At 72.8% G+C, this 18,093-nt stretch carries 12 protein-coding genes and 1 pseudogene; 5 read left to right on the forward strand and 8 right to left on the reverse strand.

Annotated elements, in window-relative coordinates; genetic code table 11:
• Nucleotides 1-379: 379 nt before the first annotated feature.
• Complete coding sequence (locus ACFWJW_RS17510; RefSeq protein ID WP_387241412.1) at nucleotides 380-1,777, forward strand: NADP-dependent succinic semialdehyde dehydrogenase; 1,398 nt, start codon at nucleotides 380-382, stop codon at nucleotides 1,775-1,777.
• Nucleotides 1,778-2,050: 273 nt separating this feature from the next.
• Here the strand turns inward: ACFWJW_RS17510 and ACFWJW_RS17515 are convergent, their stop codons facing one another.
• Nucleotides 2,051-4,195, reverse strand: coding sequence for a SpoIIE family protein phosphatase (locus ACFWJW_RS17515; RefSeq protein WP_387241415.1), 2,145 nt, complete (start codon nucleotides 4,193-4,195; stop codon nucleotides 2,051-2,053).
• Between the two features lie 333 nt (nucleotides 4,196-4,528).
• On the opposite strand from ACFWJW_RS17515, the gene ACFWJW_RS17520 reads away from it, so the two are divergent.
• On the forward strand, nucleotides 4,529-4,960 hold the full coding sequence (locus ACFWJW_RS17520) for a DUF2000 family protein (RefSeq protein ID WP_387241419.1): 432 nt from the start codon (nucleotides 4,529-4,531) through the stop codon (nucleotides 4,958-4,960).
• Nucleotides 4,961-5,019: 59 nt separating this feature from the next.
• Here ACFWJW_RS17520 and ACFWJW_RS17525 read toward each other — a convergent pair whose 3' ends face one another.
• From ACFWJW_RS17525 to ACFWJW_RS17540, 4 genes and pseudogenes are all read right to left on the reverse strand, one after another.
• Nucleotides 5,020-6,243 carry a metallophosphoesterase gene (locus ACFWJW_RS17525; RefSeq protein WP_387241422.1) on the reverse strand — a complete coding sequence of 408 codons (1,224 nt, stop codon included), beginning with the start codon at nucleotides 6,241-6,243 and terminating at the stop codon, nucleotides 5,020-5,022.
• A 237-nt stretch (nucleotides 6,244-6,480) separates the two neighbouring features.
• Nucleotides 6,481-6,990, reverse strand: a complete 510-nt coding sequence (locus tag ACFWJW_RS17530) for a DUF1990 family protein (protein ID WP_387241425.1) — start codon at nucleotides 6,988-6,990, stop codon at nucleotides 6,481-6,483.
• A gap of 206 nt (nucleotides 6,991-7,196) precedes the next feature.
• Nucleotides 7,197-7,952, reverse strand: a pseudogene (locus ACFWJW_RS17535) (crotonase/enoyl-CoA hydratase family protein); the annotation flags it as partial.
• Nucleotides 7,952-9,616, reverse strand: a complete 1,665-nt coding sequence (locus ACFWJW_RS17540; protein WP_387241428.1) for an acyl-CoA dehydrogenase family protein — start codon at nucleotides 9,614-9,616, stop codon at nucleotides 7,952-7,954. The pseudogene ACFWJW_RS17535 and the gene ACFWJW_RS17540, both read right to left, overlap by 1 nt.
• 83 nt (nucleotides 9,617-9,699) lie before the next feature.
• Between ACFWJW_RS17540 and ACFWJW_RS17545 the strand changes: the two genes are divergently transcribed.
• On the forward strand, nucleotides 9,700-10,473 hold the full coding sequence (locus ACFWJW_RS17545) for a PaaX family transcriptional regulator C-terminal domain-containing protein (protein WP_387241431.1): 774 nt from the start codon (nucleotides 9,700-9,702) through the stop codon (nucleotides 10,471-10,473).
• 97 nt (nucleotides 10,474-10,570) lie between these two features.
• Here the strand turns inward: ACFWJW_RS17545 and ACFWJW_RS17550 are convergent, their stop codons facing one another.
• Nucleotides 10,571-11,974, reverse strand: a complete 1,404-nt coding sequence (locus ACFWJW_RS17550) for an alpha/beta hydrolase family protein (RefSeq protein ID WP_387241434.1) — start codon at nucleotides 11,972-11,974, stop codon at nucleotides 10,571-10,573.
• A gap of 377 nt (nucleotides 11,975-12,351) precedes the next feature.
• Between ACFWJW_RS17550 and ACFWJW_RS17555 the strand changes: the two genes are divergently transcribed.
• Complete coding sequence (locus ACFWJW_RS17555) at nucleotides 12,352-13,620, forward strand: aminotransferase class I/II-fold pyridoxal phosphate-dependent enzyme (RefSeq protein WP_387241438.1); 1,269 nt, start codon at nucleotides 12,352-12,354, stop codon at nucleotides 13,618-13,620.
• A 243-nt stretch (nucleotides 13,621-13,863) separates the two neighbouring features.
• Here the strand turns inward: ACFWJW_RS17555 and ACFWJW_RS17560 are convergent, their stop codons facing one another.
• Entirely contained in the window at nucleotides 13,864-15,066 is a 1,203-nt protein-coding gene (locus tag ACFWJW_RS17560) for a lactonase family protein (protein WP_387241442.1), read from the reverse strand.
• A gap of 296 nt (nucleotides 15,067-15,362) precedes the next feature.
• On the opposite strand from ACFWJW_RS17560, the gene ACFWJW_RS17565 reads away from it, so the two are divergent.
• Complete coding sequence (locus tag ACFWJW_RS17565; RefSeq protein WP_387241641.1) at nucleotides 15,363-16,451, forward strand: tetratricopeptide repeat protein; 1,089 nt, start codon at nucleotides 15,363-15,365, stop codon at nucleotides 16,449-16,451.
• Here the strand turns inward: ACFWJW_RS17565 and ACFWJW_RS17570 are convergent.
• On the reverse strand, nucleotides 16,345-17,769 hold the full coding sequence (locus tag ACFWJW_RS17570) for a lipase maturation factor family protein (RefSeq protein WP_387241445.1): 1,425 nt from the start codon (nucleotides 17,767-17,769) through the stop codon (nucleotides 16,345-16,347). The genes ACFWJW_RS17565 and ACFWJW_RS17570 overlap by 107 nt on opposite strands.
• Nucleotides 17,770-18,093: the final 324 nt, after the last annotated feature.

Consider the following 18,093-nt stretch of genomic DNA (forward strand, 5'->3'; position numbering starts at 1 on the left):
CGCCGGGGCCATGGACGGGCGAAACTCGGGTACGGGGGCTGATGTGCCACTAGCCGTCTCATTCTGGAGGCCCGCAGTGCAGCGGCAACCGTATACGTGCAGTGCGCGCACGCTCGACCGAGATCCACAGCCCACGCCGGATCCGGGGGGCCCACCGCCGAACCCCGTCCCGGACCCGCTCCCCGGCCCGCCGGTCCCGCCCGCGCCGCCCGAACCCATACCGCCGGAACCGTCGCCGATACCCCGTCCGCCCGGACCCGATCCCGACCCGGTCCCGGAGCCGTCCCCGGCTCCTTCGCCGCTCTCCTAGGAGCCGCCCGGACTTTCGCCCCGTATACCGCGGGTACCACGTCCCCGCACCACCAAGGAGGTGCTGATCATGGCCATCGCCACGGTCAACCCGGCCACCGGCGAGACCCTGAAGACCTTCGACGCGCTCAACGCGGGCGAGATCGAAGATCATCTGGTCCGGGCGGAGCAGGCTTTCCAGGAGCACCGGACCACGAGCTTCGCCCGCCGCGGGGAACTGCTCCTCAAGGCCGCCGACCTGCTCGACGCCGACCAGGACGGCATCGCCCGCACCATGACCACGGAGATGGGCAAACCGCTGGCCCAGGCGCGCGCGGAGGCCGCGAAGTGCGCCAAGACCATGCGCTGGTACGCCACCCACGCCGAGGCGCTGCTCGCCGATGAGCACCCCGACCCCGCCGACGTCAGCGACTCCGGCGCGCGCCGCGCCGTGGTGCGCTACCGCCCCCTCGGCACCGTGCTCGCGGTGATGCCCTGGAACTTCCCGCTCTGGCAGGTCGTACGGTTCGCCGCGCCCGCCCTGATGGCGGGCAACACCGGGCTGCTCAAGCACGCCTCGAACGTTCCGCAGACCGCCCTCTACATCGAGGAGCTCTTCCGCCGCGCCGGCTACCCAGAGGGCTGTTTCCAGACCCTGCTGATCGGTTCCGGCGCCGTCGAGGACATCCTGCGTGACCCGCGGATCGCCGCCGCGACCCTCACCGGCAGCGAACCGGCCGGCCGCGCGGTGGCCGCCGTCTCCGGCGACGAGGTCAAGAAGACCGTCCTCGAACTCGGCGGCAGCGACCCGTTCCTCGTGCTCCCCTCCGCCGACCTCGACAAGGCGGCCCGCGTCGGCGTCACCGCGCGCGTCCAGAACAACGGGCAGTCGTGTATCGCGGCCAAGCGGTTCATCGTGCACGAGGACGTCTACGACGCGTTCGCCGAGCGGTTCACCGGCCGTATGGCCGCGCTGACCGTCGGCGACCCGATGGACGAGAACACCGAAGTCGGGCCGCTCTCCAGCGAACAGGGCCGCTCCGACCTGGAGGAGCTCGTCGATGACGCGGTCCACAAGGGCGCCACCGCGCTGTGCGGCGGACAGCGGCCACCGCAGCACCGCGCGGGCTGGTTCTACGAGCCGACGGTGCTGTCCGGCATCACCTCCGAGATGCGCATCGACCAGGAGGAGGCGTTCGGTCCGGTCGCCACGCTCTACCGCGTCGCCGACCTGGACGAGGCGGTGCGGGTCGCCAACGGCACCCCGTTCGGGCTCAGTTCCAACGCCTGGACCCGGGACCCCGACGAACAGGACCGGCTGGCCCGCGATCTTCAGGCCGGCGGGGTCTTCTTCAACGGGATGACCGCCTCCCACCCGGGCCTCCCCTTCGGCGGCGTCAAGCGCTCCGGCTACGGACGCGAGCTCTCCGGGCACGGCATGCGGGAGTTCTGCAACATGACGACGCTGTGGTACGGGCCGGAGGAGTGACGGCCCAAGACCCGCACGGGAGTTGACCCCGATGGCGCGCCTGCCGGAGCGGTTTTCGGCGGGGGCGTGAGCGGGTACTTTCCGGTTAGGCCGAGTCGTCCAACGGCCAGGTTGGTCGGCTCGGCCCCCCTGTGGCCCGGAGCGGGCCGCCGCCCCCCGGCGCAGGAGGACCTCACCCGCCGATGACGGCCCGGCCTGCTGGTGGTCCGAGAGCCGGTGGACGGCCGTCCATGAGCTGAGGTTGCGGCCAAGTGGCTTGCCCGGCACGGGAATTCAGTGCGTCATATCCGCCGTGTCCGGCACCGCGAACTCGCACCACAGGGCCTTGCCCGCGCCCCGCGGCTCCGCGCCCCATTCGTCGGCGAGCGCCTCGACCAGCATCAGGCCCCGGCCGGAGGTGGCGGTCTCGCCGGGGCTGCGGCGCCGTGGCCAGCGGCTGGAGCGGTCCTCGACCTCCAGCCGGATCCGGCGCGGGGTGCCGGGCAGCAGCTCCACGGAGACCAGGGCGCCGCTCTCGGTGTGCGTCAGCGCGTTGGCGATCAGCTCGGAGGCGGCGACCTCGATGTTGTGCATCACGGTGCCCGCCCGCCACTGGTCCAGTGTGCGGCGCAGCGCGGAGCGGACCTCCGCGGTGCCCGACGGATCGGCCTGATGGACATGCAGCCGCAGCCGCGGGGTGGTGGCGCCCCCGGGGCCGGGCAGCCGGTGCATCAGCAGGAGGGCCATATCGTCCTCCGAGCCGGGATCGGCCCACAGATGGTCCGAGAGCCGGTCGGCGAGCGCCTCCAGGTCCGTGGGCCCGGCGCGGACCGCCGCGGACAGCGCGTCGATACCGGCGGAGATGTCCCGGCCGGGCTGTTCCACCAGGCCGTCGGTGCACAGCAGCAGCGTCGACCCCGGCTCCAGGAACAGCTGGGTCTCCGGGAAGTGGTCGTGCCCGAAGTGCGTGGCCAGGCCCAGCGGCAGCCCGCCGCGTACCTCGGGCCAGTCGATGTGCCGGGAGCTGTTGCTGATCAGCGGGCCGAGATGGCCGGCCCGCGCGACGTGCAGCGCCCCGGATTCCAGGTCGGCCTGGATGTACGTACACGTCGCGAAGCGCTCGGTGTCCAGCTCGGCCAGGAAGCGGGAGGCCCGCACCAGCACGGTCTCCGGGGAGTGCCCCTCGCTGGCGTAGGCGCGCAGCGCGATCCGCAGCTGGCCCATCACGGCGGCCGCATGGGTGTCGTGGCCCTGCACATCGCCGACCACCAGCCCGGTCCGCCCCTGGGGCAGCGCGATCACGTCGTACCAGTCGCCGCCGATGTCCCGCCCGACGCTCGCCGGGTGGTAGCGCACGGTGACCGCGCCGCCCGTGAGGGGCGGCAGCCGGCGCGGCAGCATCGTCTCCTGAAGCCCCGTCGCGAACTCCCGCTCCTGATCGAAGAGGGTCGCCCGCTGCACCGACTGCGCGACGACACCGGCCAGCGCCAGCGCCAGGTTCCTGGCCTCCGGCGACTGCACCGCCGGCTCGGCGTTGAACAGCCCCAGCGCACCGATGACGGTGTCCTGCGCGATCAGCGGCAGGAACGCCGCGCTGCCCGCCGGCAGCACATCGGTGTACGGGCGCAGCCGCGGATAGCGGGCGATCAGCTCGCCACGGCTGCTGAGGAAGATGGACCGCCGGGAGCGCGCCGCGTCGGCCAGCGGGAGGGGAGCGTCCAGCCGTGAGGTGATCATGTCGTCGGGCACCTCGCCCTCCAGCCCGGCGGTGGCGATGACCTCGAACTCGTCGTTCTCGACCAGCCCCAGGACCAGCCCGTCCGCGCCGAACCGCCGGGCGCCGCCGGCCCCGGTGAGCACCCGGGTCACATCCCTGACGGACAGCGCACGGGCCAGCGCGGCGGTGGTCTGCTGCACCATCACGGTCTGCCGCTGCCGCTCCTGCTGGAGCGAACGCAGCAGCGCGGAGTCCGCCAGCTCGCTGGTCGCCTCCCGGACGATGCCGATGATCCGGTACGGCTTCCCGTCCGCGTCGTGCAGAATCCGCCCCTGGGAGTGCGTCCAGCGCTGGGTCCCGTCGCGGCACTGGAGCCGGAAGTAGGCGCCGTACGACGAGTGGCCGTCCTGGAGGGCCTGGGAGAGCGCCTCGTCGAGCCGCAGCCCCTCCTCCGGCGGCACCCGGGTGACCAGGGACATCGGCGCGCCGTCATATTCGCCCGGGCGGAGGTCGAAGACCTCCATGGCACCGGCGTCCAGGTCCATGGACCCGCGATCCAGATCCCAGTCGAAGGTGCCCATCCGGTTGAGCGAGAGCCGCTCGCGCAGTCCGATGGGCTCCCGGTGCGACACCCCGGGGGCGTCCTCCGCGACATGCCGCCACGCCCGGTCGGTCCGGGGGTCATAGTCCTTGTCGGACGGTTCCACGGGCGGGCCGGTCATGGTGCGCCGTGCCTCGTGACCCCGCCGCGCGGGACGTGCGGGCCCGTTTCCCGCGGGCGGCGGCGCATCGGGACGGCAGCCCGCGACGCCGCGCCGAGCACCCCGCGTGCCCTCGGTCGCGGGCCGTTGACCGGGGCCGATATCCACCGGAACGCGGCCATGCGAACACCCTAGGCGCGGGCCGCGGGCCCCGCATTTCCGGTACGCCGGGAAGGCCGGGCCGGCCGGGAGCGCCGACCGGCATCCGCCCGGCCCCCTCGTTCTCGCCCTGACCAGCGAGGATGCCAAGAACGTACAAGAAGGCGTGACGGGGTGGGCGGCACGCTCGGAGGCATGACGAACGAGAACACCGCCGTACGTTTCGAGACCAAGATCGCCGTGCTGCTGCGCGAGGACCTGGAGCCCTGGCAGCGGCTGAATGTGACCGCGTTCCTGGTCAGCGGCCTCGGCTCCGAGCTCCCCGAGGTCATCGGGGAGCCGTACGCCGATGCCGACGGCACCCCCTATCTGCCCATGTTCCGCCAGCCCGTCCTGGTCTTCGAAGGGACGAAGGAGACCCTGACCGCCGCGCACGGCCGCGCCCTGTCCCGCGCGCTTCCCCGGGCGGTGTTCACCTCCGGCCTCTTCGTCACCGGCAACGACCGGGACAACCGCGCGGCGGTCCGGGCGGTACCGAAGGACGGGCTGGACCTGGTGGGTCTCGCCGTGTACGGACCGCGCAACGCGGTCGACAAGGTGCTCAAGGGCGCCCGTATGCACCCCTGAGCACCGCCGGACCCCCGTGAACGCCGTCCCGGGAGCGCGCCCCGGGACGGCCGCCGTCGTCAGGCGGGTGCGCCGGCCGGGGCCGCCACCGGGCGGGTCTGGCGGGTGCGGTGGGCCAGGGTGGCCTTCCGGGTCGCCACGTCGACGGTGTACGCGTCGATGGTCAGCCGGGCGCCGGACACCTTCAGCACCATGAATCCGTGGTCGGAGAAGTTCTGCCAGGCCGCCGGGTGCCCGAAGTGTGCCGTGCCGTCCTCCGTCTTGGCCGACGCACCGCACACCACCTGCCGGGTGCCGCCCGTACGGGCCGTCGGCTCCAGGATCTGAAGCGTGTGGTCATGACCGGACAGGATCAGATCAGCCCGTCCGCAGACCACGTTCTCGTACATGTCCTTGAGGTGGACGCCGCTGGTGTAGTTGCCGATCTCGAAGCCGTCGTAGGAACCGGCGCTGCCGTGCTTGCCGTTGTTGAGGTACGGATGGTGGCCGATCACCACCTTCCAGCGGGCCCGCGAGGCGCGCAGCGCGCCGTCCAGCCAGCTCCGCTGCTCGCGCATGTACGGCCCGTCCCAGCGGTAGTGCGGGTCGAGCTGGGCCACGTACGACGACCAGGGGATGGTGTCGATGGCGAAGAACTCCACCAGCGGATCGGCGGCGGGCAGCGGCACGCTGTAGTAGCGGCTCGGCATGTACCAGCGCCGTGAGGTGGCGGCGTAGGCGACCTCGCGGTCACCGCGGGACGGGTCGCCGCCGCTGCCGGGGATCAGCCCCGAGCAGTCGTGGTTGCCCAGCACCATCAGCCAGGGCACATCGATCCCGCTGTTGGGCTTCTCGAACTTGTCCTGGAACTCCGAGTCATCGTCGGATTCCGGCCCGTTCTCGTAAATGTTGTCGCCGAGGCCGACGGCGAGGCCGATCCCCTCGGACCGGCAGAGGTCCCGGGCGGCGGCCGCCACCGCGTACTGGGCCTCGTCCCCCGTCCCCGCGTCACCGGTCACCAGGACGGCGAACTCGCCCTTGCCATTGGGGTGTTCGGGGAACGGAAAGGCTCCCGGACCCCCGAGCCGCGGCGCGGCGGACGCGGGCGACTGGGCCGGCGAAGGCAGCACCGCGAGCGCCGCACCGGCCATCGCACCGCCCAGCAGGGTCCGCCGGTTCACCCACTGCGGAACGCGCCCCGTCGTCCGCATCGACGGCCCCCCGGCCGTCGCCTCCGATCCGGCCCGCAGCCACTCCCGCTCGGTCATATCCGCCTGCGGCGGGATCAGTTCGTCATCACACATGTCTGGTTTTCTTTCATGGTCGCCAGTGGCGATGGTGACGAAAAGATGAAGCGGAAGTGGACGTATGGCGATCGGCAGCCGCGATGCTACGCGTCGGTAACTACCCGTATTCCAGGGGCTATCAGGGCGTGAGCGGAAGTCGTGGCGAGCGCGCTGCCGCCGGAGCCGGCCGGGCCCGACGGGTGTCGTGATGGATGCCGCGGCGGGCGGCGGTGGCCGGTTCCCGGCAGGCGGAATTCACGGACTGTTCGCGAGGCGGCGGAGGGTCCGGCCGAGATGACGGACGTACTGGCGCTGGAAGACCGGGACCAGCGGGCCCCCGAGGCGGGTGATCGTCCGGGCGGGCCGGCTGAAGGCGGTCACCGTGAACCAGACCGAGCCGTCCGCGCGCAGCTCGGCGACGAACGCCTCCTCACCGCATTCCGGATGCCCCTGCCGGGCCCCGTACCCGAACCCGATGCGGTTCTCCTCGGCCACCGTCCACACCACGGTGCACGGCGCCCGCAGCCGCAGCGGCCCGAACCCCAGCGACACCTCGACCTGCACGCCCGGCGCGGCCCGTGGGGCGTCCGAGCGGATTCCGGTGCCCGCCGCGCGATGCATCCGGAAGGTGGTGATCGCCTCGCCCGCCGCGGTCAGCACCGCGCGGCCGTGGCCCAGCGGCAGCTCCTCGCGGAGGTGGTGGTAGCCGGGCGGCAGCGGGGTGTGCCGGGTGCCGCCCTCCTCGGGGTAGTTCAGATCGCGCATGGCGGGCTCCTGGAGGACGGCGGCGACGGCGGGGCAGAGCGACGGTACGCGGAGAGCCACGGGCGTTCAACGACACCGGCCGTCCGCGGGGCGGCGGGCCCCCGGCCGCCGTCAGCCGCCGTGACCGGGGCCGGAGCGGGAGGAGTCCGGCGCGGTCCCGGGGCGGACCGGCTCCGTGGGCGCGGGGCTCCCGGCGCCCGGCCGCCGTCCGGCGCGCCGTGCCGCCCCGCCCCCGCGGTGAACCGCGCCGCGCCCTGTGCCGCCTCGGGCAGCACCGACTGTCCGTAACGGAGCTCCGCGGCCATCGCCGACTCCTCGTCCCGGCCCTCCTGGTCCAGCAGGGAGGCCCGGTCGCTGCGCAGACACGCCTGCGGCAGGCGGGCGAGCTCCGCGGCCAGCGACTCCGCCTCCGCGCGCGCCGAGCCGGCCGGCACCACCCGGTGGACCAGCCCGATGTCCAGCGCCTCCGCCGCCGGGACCGGACGCCCCGTCAGCACCAGGTCCATCGCCCGGCTCGCGCCGATCAGCCGCGGCAGCCGCACCGTACCGCCGTCGATCAGCGGTACGCCCCAGCGCCGGCAGAACACCCCGAACACCGCGTCCTCCTCCGCCACCCGGAGATCGCACCAGAGCGCCAGCTCCAGACCGCCGGCCACCGCATGGCCAGCGACCGCCGCGATCACCGGCTTGCCGAGCCGCATCCGGGTCGGGCCCATCGGCCCGTCCCCGTCCGGGGCCACGCGGTTGCCGCGCTCGGTGCCGATCGCCTTCAGATCGGCACCGGAGCAGAACGTCCCGCCCTCGCCCCACAACACCGCGACCCGGGCATCCTCATCGGCATCGAACTCACGGAAGGCGTCCGCGAGTTGCCGGGCGGTCACACCGTCCACGGCATTGCGGGCGGCGGGCCGGGACAGCACCACCGTCGTCACCGGCCCGGCGCGCTCCACCCGTACGGACATCAGGAAGCGTTCCCGGCCGCATCCGCCGCGCCCGGCCGGGCCCGCTCCAGGACCGAGGTCAGATCCGCGCCGGCCGGCAGGGTGCCGAAGGCATGGCCCCACTCCCCGTCGAGCCGCGAGGCGCAGAACGCGTCGGCGACCGCCGGGTGGCTGTGCCGCACCAGCAGCGAACCCTGGAGCACCAGCGCCATCCGCTCCGCCAGCGACCGCGCCCTCAGCTGCGCCCGCTCCGGATCGGCGAGCCCGCCGAGCATCTTGCGGACCCCGGCCACCGCCGCGTCCAGCCGCCGGTCGGCGCCCGCCGCGGTCTCCACCTCGGCGAGGAACGCGTCCAGCGCGGCCGGCTCCTTGCCCAGGGCCCGCAGCACATCGAGCGCGGCGACATTGCCCGAGCCCTCCCAGATGGACAGCAGCGGCGCCTCCCGATAGAGCCGCGGCATGCCGGAGTCCTCGACATAGCCATTGCCGCCCAGACACTCCAGCGCCTCCGCCGCGTGAGTGCTGCCCCGCTTGCACACCCAGTACTTCCCGGCCGCCAGCGCCAGCCGGCGCAGCGCCGCCTCCCCGGCGTCCCCGGCCTGCGAGCGGTCCACCGCCGTCGCCAGCCGCATCCCCAGCAGGGTCGCCGCCTCCGACTCGACCGCCAGATCGGCCAGCACCGCACGCATCAGCGGCTGGCGGTCCAGCTCCCGCCCGAACGCCCGCCGGTGCGCGGTGTGGTGCAGCGCCTGCCGCAGCCCGGCCCGCATCCCGGCCGCCGACCCCAGCACACAGTCCAGCCGGGTCATGTTCACCATCTCGACGATGGTCCGCACCCCACGGCCCGGCTCGCCGACCGGCCAGGCCACCGCCTCGTCGTACTCGATCTCGGAGGACGCGTTGGAGCGGTTGCCCAGCTTGTCCTTGAGCCGCATCAGCCGCATCCCGTTGAGCGTGCCGTCCGGCAGCACCCGGGGCACCAGGAAGCAGCTCAGCCCCTCCTCGGTCTGCGCCAGCGCCAGGAAGACATCGCTCATCGGCGCCGAGGTGAACCACTTGTGGCCGGTGAGGCGGTAGGTGCCGTCGTCGGCCGGCAGCGCGCGCGTGGTGTTGGTCCGTACGTCGGAGCCGCCCTGCTTCTCCGTCATCGACATGCCGGCGATCAGGCCCGACTTGGTCAGCGGCGCCCGCAGCCCGAAGTCGTAGGCGCGCGCGGCGAGCAGCGGCTCGTACTGCGCGGCGAGCTCCGGAGCGGCACGCAGCGCGGGCACGGCGGCGTAGGTCATCGAGATCGGACAGCCGTGTCCCGCCTCGGCCTGCGACCAGACGTAGAACTTCGCGGCGCGCACCAGATGCGCCCCGGAGCGGCCGTCGGCCCAGGGCGCGGCATGCAGCCCGTGCTCCACCGCGACGGTCATCAGCTGATGCCAGGCCGGGTGGAAGGCGACCTCGTCGATCCGGTGCCCGAACCGGTCGTGGGTGTGCAGCCGCGGCGGCTGCTCCTCCGCCCAGCGGGCCTGGTCCTGCACCGCCGCGGAACCCGCCAGCGCGCCGAGCTCGGTCACCTCCCGCACGCCCCACTCGGCGCCGTCCCGGCGCAGCGCCTCCAGCAGGGCCGGCTCGTCCGCCGTGCTGAACCCGGTCAGCGGCGGGGCCTGATTCACGACTTCATGGGTGACGGTCATACCGTTGACGTTACAGAAGCCGAACAGCCGTGGGAAGACTGTAATGCCGTCCGGAGCCGCGCTCGTTAGAATTTCCGGCACATATGAACGACGACCGCATCCGCACGATCGACGACACCGAGGCCGCCGCGCTCGCGCTGCGCCCGCTCACCGCCCGCTCCATCGTGCTGAGCACCCTCCTCGGGCATCACCCGCCCCGGCTGCCCGCCCGCGCCCTGGTACGGGTCGGCGAGCTCTTCGGCATCGCCGAGGGCACCGTCCGGGTCGCGCTCTCCCGGATGGTGGCCGCCGGTGACCTGCGGCAGACCGATGGCTCGTACGCCCTCACCACCCGGCTGCTGGCCCGCCAGACCCGGCAGGACGAGAGCCGCTCGCCGCGGACCGTCCCCTGGAGCGGCGGCTGGGAGATCGCCGTCGTCGCCACCCCGGAACGCCGCCCGGCGGCCGAGCGCACCGCACTGCGCCAGGCCATGGCCGGGCTCCGGCTGGCCGAGCTCCGCGAGGGCAGCTGGCTGCGCCCCGCCAACCTCGACCGGCCCCGCCCCGCCGTCGTCACCGACCAGTGCACCTGGTTCACCGGCACCCCGGACGACGATCCGGTCGCGCTCGCCGGCCGGCTGTGGGACCTGACCGGCTGGGCCGGGCGGGCCGGTGCCCTGTCGGCCGCACTGGACCGTGCCGGCACCCACGCCGACCGCTTCACGGTCGCGGCGGCCGCCCTCCGCCATCTCCTCGCCGACCCGCTGCTGCCCGCCGAACTCCTGCCGGACGACTGGCCGGGCGCACAACTCCGCCGCACCTACGCGGAGTTCGAGACCGAGCTGCGCGATCTGCTACGGCAGTACCTGGCGGGCTAGGGCTCTCGTATGCAGCCCAGTACGGACCGCGCAGTACGGCCCGCGCACGGACGCCGACGGGCCCCCGGCGCGCCCGGTGCCTACGCCGCAGCGGGGCTCAGCCGCCGGACAGTTTCTCGTCCAGCCAGTCGAAGACGACCTCACAGTGCTGCTGCGGGGCCATCGGGGAGCAGTGCAGCTGTGCGCCGGTGGCCGCGGTGAGCTTCACATAGTCCTTGGGGGCCGTCAGCTTCTCGAACAGCTGCCGCGGCTGCCCGGGATAGAACTGCTCGAACTCGTAGTCCAGCACCAGCGTGGGCATCTTGATGCGGCGTACGACGTCCGTGATGTCCAGCGACTTGATGAGGGTGGCCGGGGTGTAGAAGTCGGTGAACATCTTGCCCGCACGGGCCGCGAGCATCGCCGGTACCGAGAAGGGCTCGATGCGTTTCTTCATCGTCGCGGCCTCGGCCGGCGACATGCCGGGGACCACCTCCTTGTTCCAGATCTCGTTGGTCTTCGCCTTGTCCGGGGTGAGGATCTCCCGGATCTCCGGCGGGAAGCCCAGCCAGGGCGAGAGCACGCCGGGCATCGCCACCAGCGCGGCGATCCGGTGCTCGAAGGCCGCCGCCCGGGGAGCCAGGTCCCCGGCCATGCTCAGCCCGGTCAGGGCGATCTTGCCGGTGTCCACGTCCGGGCGGGCGGACAGCCAGTCGACGAGCGGGGTGACGACCTGCTCCCAGCGCGGGGTGAAGACCACCTGGTCGACGAAGAGCAACTGGCCCTGGCCGGGCCCGTCGTAGACCAGGGCGTTCCAGCCGCGCTGAAGAGCGGCCGCCACGCCGTAGGTCCACATGTCGACGTTCTGCCCGTCGCTGCCGTTCGTGAGGATCACGGTCGGGCGCCGCTCGCCCGAGCTGTCCGGCCGGAAGAACCACACCGGCAGCGGCGTCTTCCCGTACCGGATGCGTGCCGTCACCGGAACCGGGTCGCACCGCTCGCAGAACGCGTCCCAGGCGCCGCGTCCCGCCTTGTAGAGCGCCTCCTCGCTGCCGGGGGTGTCGGAGCCGAGGACGAAGAACAGCGCCTGTGCGTAGTACTGCGCGGCCCGCAGCGCACGGAAACGGGTGGTCTGCGTGTCGGGCTCACCGCTGCCGGGCGGTTTCCGCAGCTGGTCGCCGAGCGACTTGAAGGTCGCGGTGTACGTCTGCGCGGACAGCCCGGCCTTGTTGATCGCGTTCACGGCGGTGAGGACCTCGCCCACCTCGGCGGAGCCGTAACCGGATCCACCGAGCGCGAGGAGCCCGTTGAAGTTGAAGGCGGGGTCCTTGAAGAGCGTCATCACGCCGGGCGTGGGATCGCTCGCCGAGGCGTAGGCCCGGGCCGTGCGACGGGTGGGGGGCGCCGTCGCCGGCGACGCGCTGCACCCGGCGGCCAGGAGGGCCCCGGCCCCGCCGACGAGCCCGGTCAGCGTGGTGCGGCGGGTGGGGCCGGAAGCGCGATCAGCCGATGCGTTCGTCATGCCGCCCGAACGTACGAGCCGCGCCCCCCGGCCCCCCTCTGCGACACCCGGCCTTCCCCCGAACGCCACGCTCCCCGGCCCGCCCTGGCCCGGCGCCCGGCCACCCGGGGTGCCTGGCCGGCCGGCGGCGGGCCGGTGCATCTGGGGCGGGGCCGCGACCATCTGCGCATACCTCGGAGAATGCCCACCCATGCGCATACCTGACGAAAAGCCTCAAACAGGCATAGAGGAGCGGCGGAGAACCCCACCAGGCCGGGCCCGAGCAAGATCCACCCGGGGCTGGCCGGGGCGTTCGAACGGCGGTTTGTATCCTCGGCAGGCAGTACCGAAGCCCCGGGCGCCGTCCCCGCGGCGCCACCGGCCTGAGAGGAAACACCATGACCACCGAGCTGAGCGCCGAAGCCCTGAGCGGGCTGCTGGAGCGTGCCCGCAAGGACTATCAGGATCTCGCCGGGCGGGGGCTCTCGCTGAACCTCACCCGGGGCAAGCCGGCGCCCGAGCAGCTCGACCTCTCCACGGACCTGCTGAGCCTGCCGGCCGGGCGGCACACCGCCGCCGACGGCACGGACGTGCGCAACTACGGTGGGCTTCAGGGGCTGCCGGAGATCCGGGAGATCTTCGCCGAGGTGCTCCAGGTGCCGGTCGGGCAGCTCCTCGCGGCGGGCAACTCCAGCCTTGAGCTGATGCACGACTGCCTGGTACACGCCCTGCTGAGCGTGCTGCCGGGAGCCGAGTCGCGCTGGGTGGACCAGGAGCGGATCGCGTTCCTGTGCCCGGTTCCGGGGTACGACCGGCACTTCGCGCTCTGTGAGCGGTTCGGGATCGAGATGATCCCGGTGCCGATGACGGCCGAGGGGCCGGACATGGCGGTCGTGGAGCGGCTGGTCGCCGAGGACCCGGCCGTCAAGGGCATCTGGTGCGTCCCGAAGTACAGCAACCCGGACGGGGTCTGCTACAGCGACGCGACGGTGGCACGCCTGGCCGCGATGAGCACCGCCGCGCCCGACTTCCGGATCTTCTGGGACAACGCGTACGCCGCCCACCACCTCACCGACGAGCCGGCCGAGATAGCCGATCTGCTCGCCGCGTGCGCGGAGGCCGGGAACCCGGACCGCGCGTTCGTGTTCGGCTCCACCTCGAAGATCACCGCGGCGGGCGCCGGCGTCGCCTTCTTCGGCTCGTCGCCCGCGAATGTGCAGTGGCTGCTGGGCAACAACGCCAAGCGGTCGATCGGCCCGGACAAGGTCAACCAGCTGCGGCACGCGATGTTCCTGCGGGACGCCGACGGGGTGCGGGCCCACATGGAGCGCCAGCGCGCCCTGCTCCAGCCGAAGTTCGAGCTGGTGGCCCGGATTCTGGAGACGGAGCTCGGCGGCACCGGGCTCGCCCGGTGGACCGATCCCAAGGGCGGCTACTTCGTCACCCTCGAAGTGCCGGACGGCTGCGCCAAGGAGGTCGTGCGCCGGGCCGCCGAGGCGGGCATCGTGCTGACCCCGGCCGGCGCCACCCACCCGTACGGCGACGACCCGCGTGACGCCACCATACGGATCGCGCCCAGCTACCCGGGCCTCGCGGAGCTGGAGCAGGCCATCGAGGGCCTCGCCGTCTGCGTCCGGCTCGTGGGCTACGAGCAGCAGGCCGCCTAGGAGTCTCCGCCGGCCGGCGCGGCCCAGACCGCGTCGGCCGGCCCCTTCCGCGCCGTAGGAGTTGCAAGCCGCCCGCCGCGGCCGGCGGCCCGCTCGTGCTGTCATGCCGTGCCGTGCCGTCGTCCCGTACCGTTCCCGTGCTCATCCGGCTGACGCTAGTGAGCCCGTCCTGCGGCGCGGTTGCCGCGGTGTTTCCGTCTGCGGAACGTCACGGCGGGGGCCGGAGCGGCCCGAGTGCCGTGCTCACCGCGGCAGTACGCACACCGGGACCGGCGCCGTGAACGGGGCTCCCGTGCGCCGCAGCGCCCCGGTCCGGGCGTCCACCGCGAACACCGTCACCGACCCCGACTTCTGGTTCGCCGCGAACAGCCGGCGCTGATCCGGCGAGAAGGCGATCTGCCGGGGGAAGTCCCCGCCCACGGGCACGGTGTCCAGCAGCCGCAGCCGGGCCCCGGCCGCCTCCACGGCATAGCGGGTCAGGCTGTTGTGCCCGCGGTTGGCGAGATAGGCGAAGTGGCCGCCCCTGGTGACCAGGATCTGGGCGGGAAAGCTGGTGCCCGGACCGGTGCCGGTGGACTGCGGCGCACCGGGCGTGAGCCGTCCGCTGCGGCGGTCGTAGCGGCAGACCACGACCGTGTTGTCGACCTCGTTCGCGAGGTAGGCGACGTCGCCGGAGGGATGAAAGGTCAGATGCCGGGGGCCGGCCCCGGGCCGCAGCGACGCGTACGACACCTGGCTCAGCTTTCCGGCCGAGGTGTCGAGCCGGTAGGTGTAGACGGTGTCGTTGCCGAGGTCCACGGCCAGTACATGGCGGCCGTCCGGGGCGGTGAGGATCTGGTGGGCGTGCGGCCCGTCCTGGCCGGGGCCGGGTGGCGGGCTGGAGTGGGTGACCAGATCCGTGCGCTCGCCCAGGGCGCCGGTGGCCGGGTCGACCGGATGCACGGCGACGCTGCCGGAGAGGTAGTTGGCGCTGAGCAGCCAGCGCCCGCCGGGATGCACCGACAGATGGCAGGGGCCCGCGCCGCCGGTGGACCGGGTGCCCAGCACCGCGGGCGGCCCGTCCGGCCGCAGCGCCATGGCGGTCACCCCGCCCTGCTCCCGCTCGTTGACCGCGTAGAGCGTCCGGCCGGACGGCGCCAGGGCGAGGTAGGAGGGATCGGCGACCCCCTCCACCACCCCGCCGGCGGTGATCTCCCCGGTCACGGTGTCGTACGTGCCGAACCCGACGCCGGTGCCGCCGCCCGGGACCGAGGTGTAGGTCCCCAGGAAGAGCGGACGGACGCGGGGCGGGCGGGGCCCCGGGCGGTGGGTGGCCCCGGCCGGTCCGGGGTCCCGGACCGACAGCAGCCCCGTCCCGGCCGCCGCGGTGAGCCCCGCGACGGTGCCGAGGAACCGCCGGCGGCCGGTCCCGGTCCCGGCCGGTGATCCCGTGTCTTCTGCTCCCATGCCACACCTCGTGCTCGCGGTCGGTGGTCCGTGATCGGGTGGTCGTCAGCAGGGTGTCCTGTCCTGCCCGCTCGGGCAAGCAGAGCACCCCGCGGGGTGCGGTGCACCGGGCCCGCGGGGTCTTCCTTCGGAGGGATGACCCTGACGGACCCCTACATCCTCAAGATGACCATGGTCCTCATCCGTAGCACTCGAGTCGTACGGCACAACCCATACGCGGACTGATTCGCCGGACCCCTCACCGCTCGTAGGTTGTTGATCAAGGCACGGAGATGAGTCGAGAGGGCCACGGATATATGTACGGCAAGGCATTCGCCCCGGAATATCAGGGTGAGTTGGGTTCGGCCCTGGGTGTGAACTCCTCCTACGAGGAGGTGCTGGCGACGGCGAGCCGGGCACACGCCGACGCGAGCACACCACTGGAGCGGTCCCGGGCCGCGCTCGCGGTCGCCGAGGCCAACCGCCGGCTCGGCCGGGTGACGGCGGCGGGCGACGCCTGGCGGGAGAGCTACCGCAGCGCCCGCACCGCCGGCGACCCGGGCGCCATGGCCTGGGCCCTGTGGAGCGGCGGCACCCTGGCCCGCCAGTGCGGGACCCTGCCGCTCGCCCGCCGGCTGCTCACCCACGCCGTCGCGCTGGCCGACGGCAGCGGCGACCGCCTCGCCCACGGCTACTCACTCGCCGGCCTCGCCGAGACCGGCCGCATACAGGGCGACTACGCCGCGGTCGCCGAGCTCCATGAGCAGCTGCTCGAACAGGGCCGGGCGCACGGCGAGGCCCGGCACATGGTCTGGGCGATGTCCGGCATAGCCCAGATGCACCGCAACACCGGCGGCTACGACAAGGCCCTGGAGCTGTTCGAGGAGTCCGCCCGGATCGCCGCCGAGGCCGATGACTTCCGCGGGCGCGCCTGGTCGCTGCGCGGCGTCGCCGATGTCCTGTCCGTACAGGGCGAGACGGAGCGGGCGCTGGCGCTGCTGTCCGAGGCGGAGACCATCTGCCGCACCATGGACCTGGCGAGCGCGCTCGCGTACAACCACAAGATGCGCGCCAACGTCTTCTACCGGGCGGGCCGTTACGAGTCCGCGCGGGAGACCTACACCCTCTCGCTGGCGGAGTTCCGCGAGATGCAGGAGCCCCGTGGCGAGGCGCTCTCCCGGCTCGGCCTCGCCAAGTCCCGCGCCCACCTCGGCCGCGACGAGCACGAGACCCTGGCCGAACTCGACGCGCTGGAAAAGGACTTCGTACGCATCGGACTGCGCCATGCGCGCGATATGGTCATCGCCTTCCGCGCAGAGCTGACCGCGCGAGCGGCGGCAGAAACTCCCGCTCCTCGGTGCGATGCCACCACGCCCCGGTATCCCGCAGTTCCCGCCAGGTCGTGAAGCGGTAGCGGAAGACCCGGGCCCGGATCCGGGCCGGCGGCAGATCGGGGAACGGATTGCCGCGCAGCAGCCGCAGGGTGTCCCGGTCGTTCTCCAGCAGCCGGGCCACGAACGGCACGAACCACGCCTGTGCGTAGGCCGGTGACAGCGCGGCGAACCACATCAGCCAGTCCAGCCGCAGGTGATACGGCGCGAACTGGCGCGGCAGCCGGCGCACCTCGCCCGGCTTGCCGTGGAACTCGTACGCGAGCCAGGTGGTGTCCGGCCCGGTCACCGCGTCCGCCGTCCCCTCCACCACGATCTCCCGGCGGACCCGGGTGATACTGCCGAACGCGCCGTACGAGTTGACCAGATGCAGCGACTCGTAGGAGGTGTTCATCAGCTGCTGCCGGGCCAGCAGATTGCGGGCCGGGCGGTAGCTGAGCGCGAGGACCCCGGCGGTGGCGAGGAGGACCAGGACCTCGAACCAGACGGGCGGCGCCGGCAGCGGCGCGGCGGGCTGCGCCCACAGCGGGGCGGCCGCCGACAGGGCGAGCGCGATGGTCACCCAGTTCAGCCAGGCGAAGTTGCCGGACAGCACCAGCCACAGCTGGGTGGCCAGCATCACGAGCGCCGCCCATCCGGCGACCGGCTGCGGCGTGAACAGCAGGATGGGTACGGCGAGTTGGGCGACATGGTTGGCGGCCACCTCGACCCGGTGGAGCGGCTTGGGCAGATGGTGGAAGAACCAGCTCAGCGGCCCCGGCATCGGCTGGGTCTCATGGTGGTAGTAGAGGCAGGTCAGATCCCGCCAGCAGGTGTCACCGCGCATCTTGATCAGCCCGGCCCCGAACTCCACCCGGAACAGCAGCCATCGCAGCAGCCACATGACCGTCACCGGGGGAGCGGTCTCGGCGTTACCGAGGAACACCGACAGCGCGCCCGCCTCCAGCAGCAGCGACTCCCAGCCGAAGCCGTACCAGGTCTGCCCGACGTTCATGATGGACAGATACATCGCCCACAGCACGGCCCACAGCACCATCGACGCCCACAGCGGCACGGCGTCCGCGGCCCCCGCCGCCACGGCCGCGGCGAGCAGGACCCCGCTCCACGACCACAGGGCGAAGAAGCGGTCCGAGTAGTGCCAGTGGAAGACCGAGGGCGCCGCGCGGAACGGCACCATCGCCACATACGCGGGCACCGGCAGCATGCCGCGGGCACCGATCAGCGCCCGGAACTGCCGCGCCGCCGCGAGGAAGGCGACCACATAGAGAACGGCCAGCGTGCGCTGGAAGACCAGCCGCCCCAGCCAGTAACCGGAATCGGAGAACCATGCCACCCGCCCATGGGTAGCACCGAGACCGCACGCTCTGCCGCATGGCGCGCGGCCCCGATGGCTGGATCCTTCGCTCCTTCCCCAGCGTAGGGAGCGAGGCGAATGCAGCAACCGCAGGGCCATTGGAGTGAGTGATGTGCATCACAAAAATCACCCTTTTCCCCCGTCGTTGAGGGCGGCAATATTCGCGCTTTTCGAGGACTTGACTTTCGCAAGGGAAAACGTCGAGCGCGCCGCGTGTGGCGTCGTTACTCTGAGGGGCGACGGACGACCTTTCTGGGAGACGCCAACACCATTGGCCCGTCGCGGGAACGCCACAAACCTTGG

Source organism: Streptomyces sp. NPDC127097 (genome assembly GCF_042724075.1).
Taxonomy (GTDB): domain Bacteria; phylum Actinomycetota; class Actinomycetes; order Streptomycetales; family Streptomycetaceae; genus Streptomyces.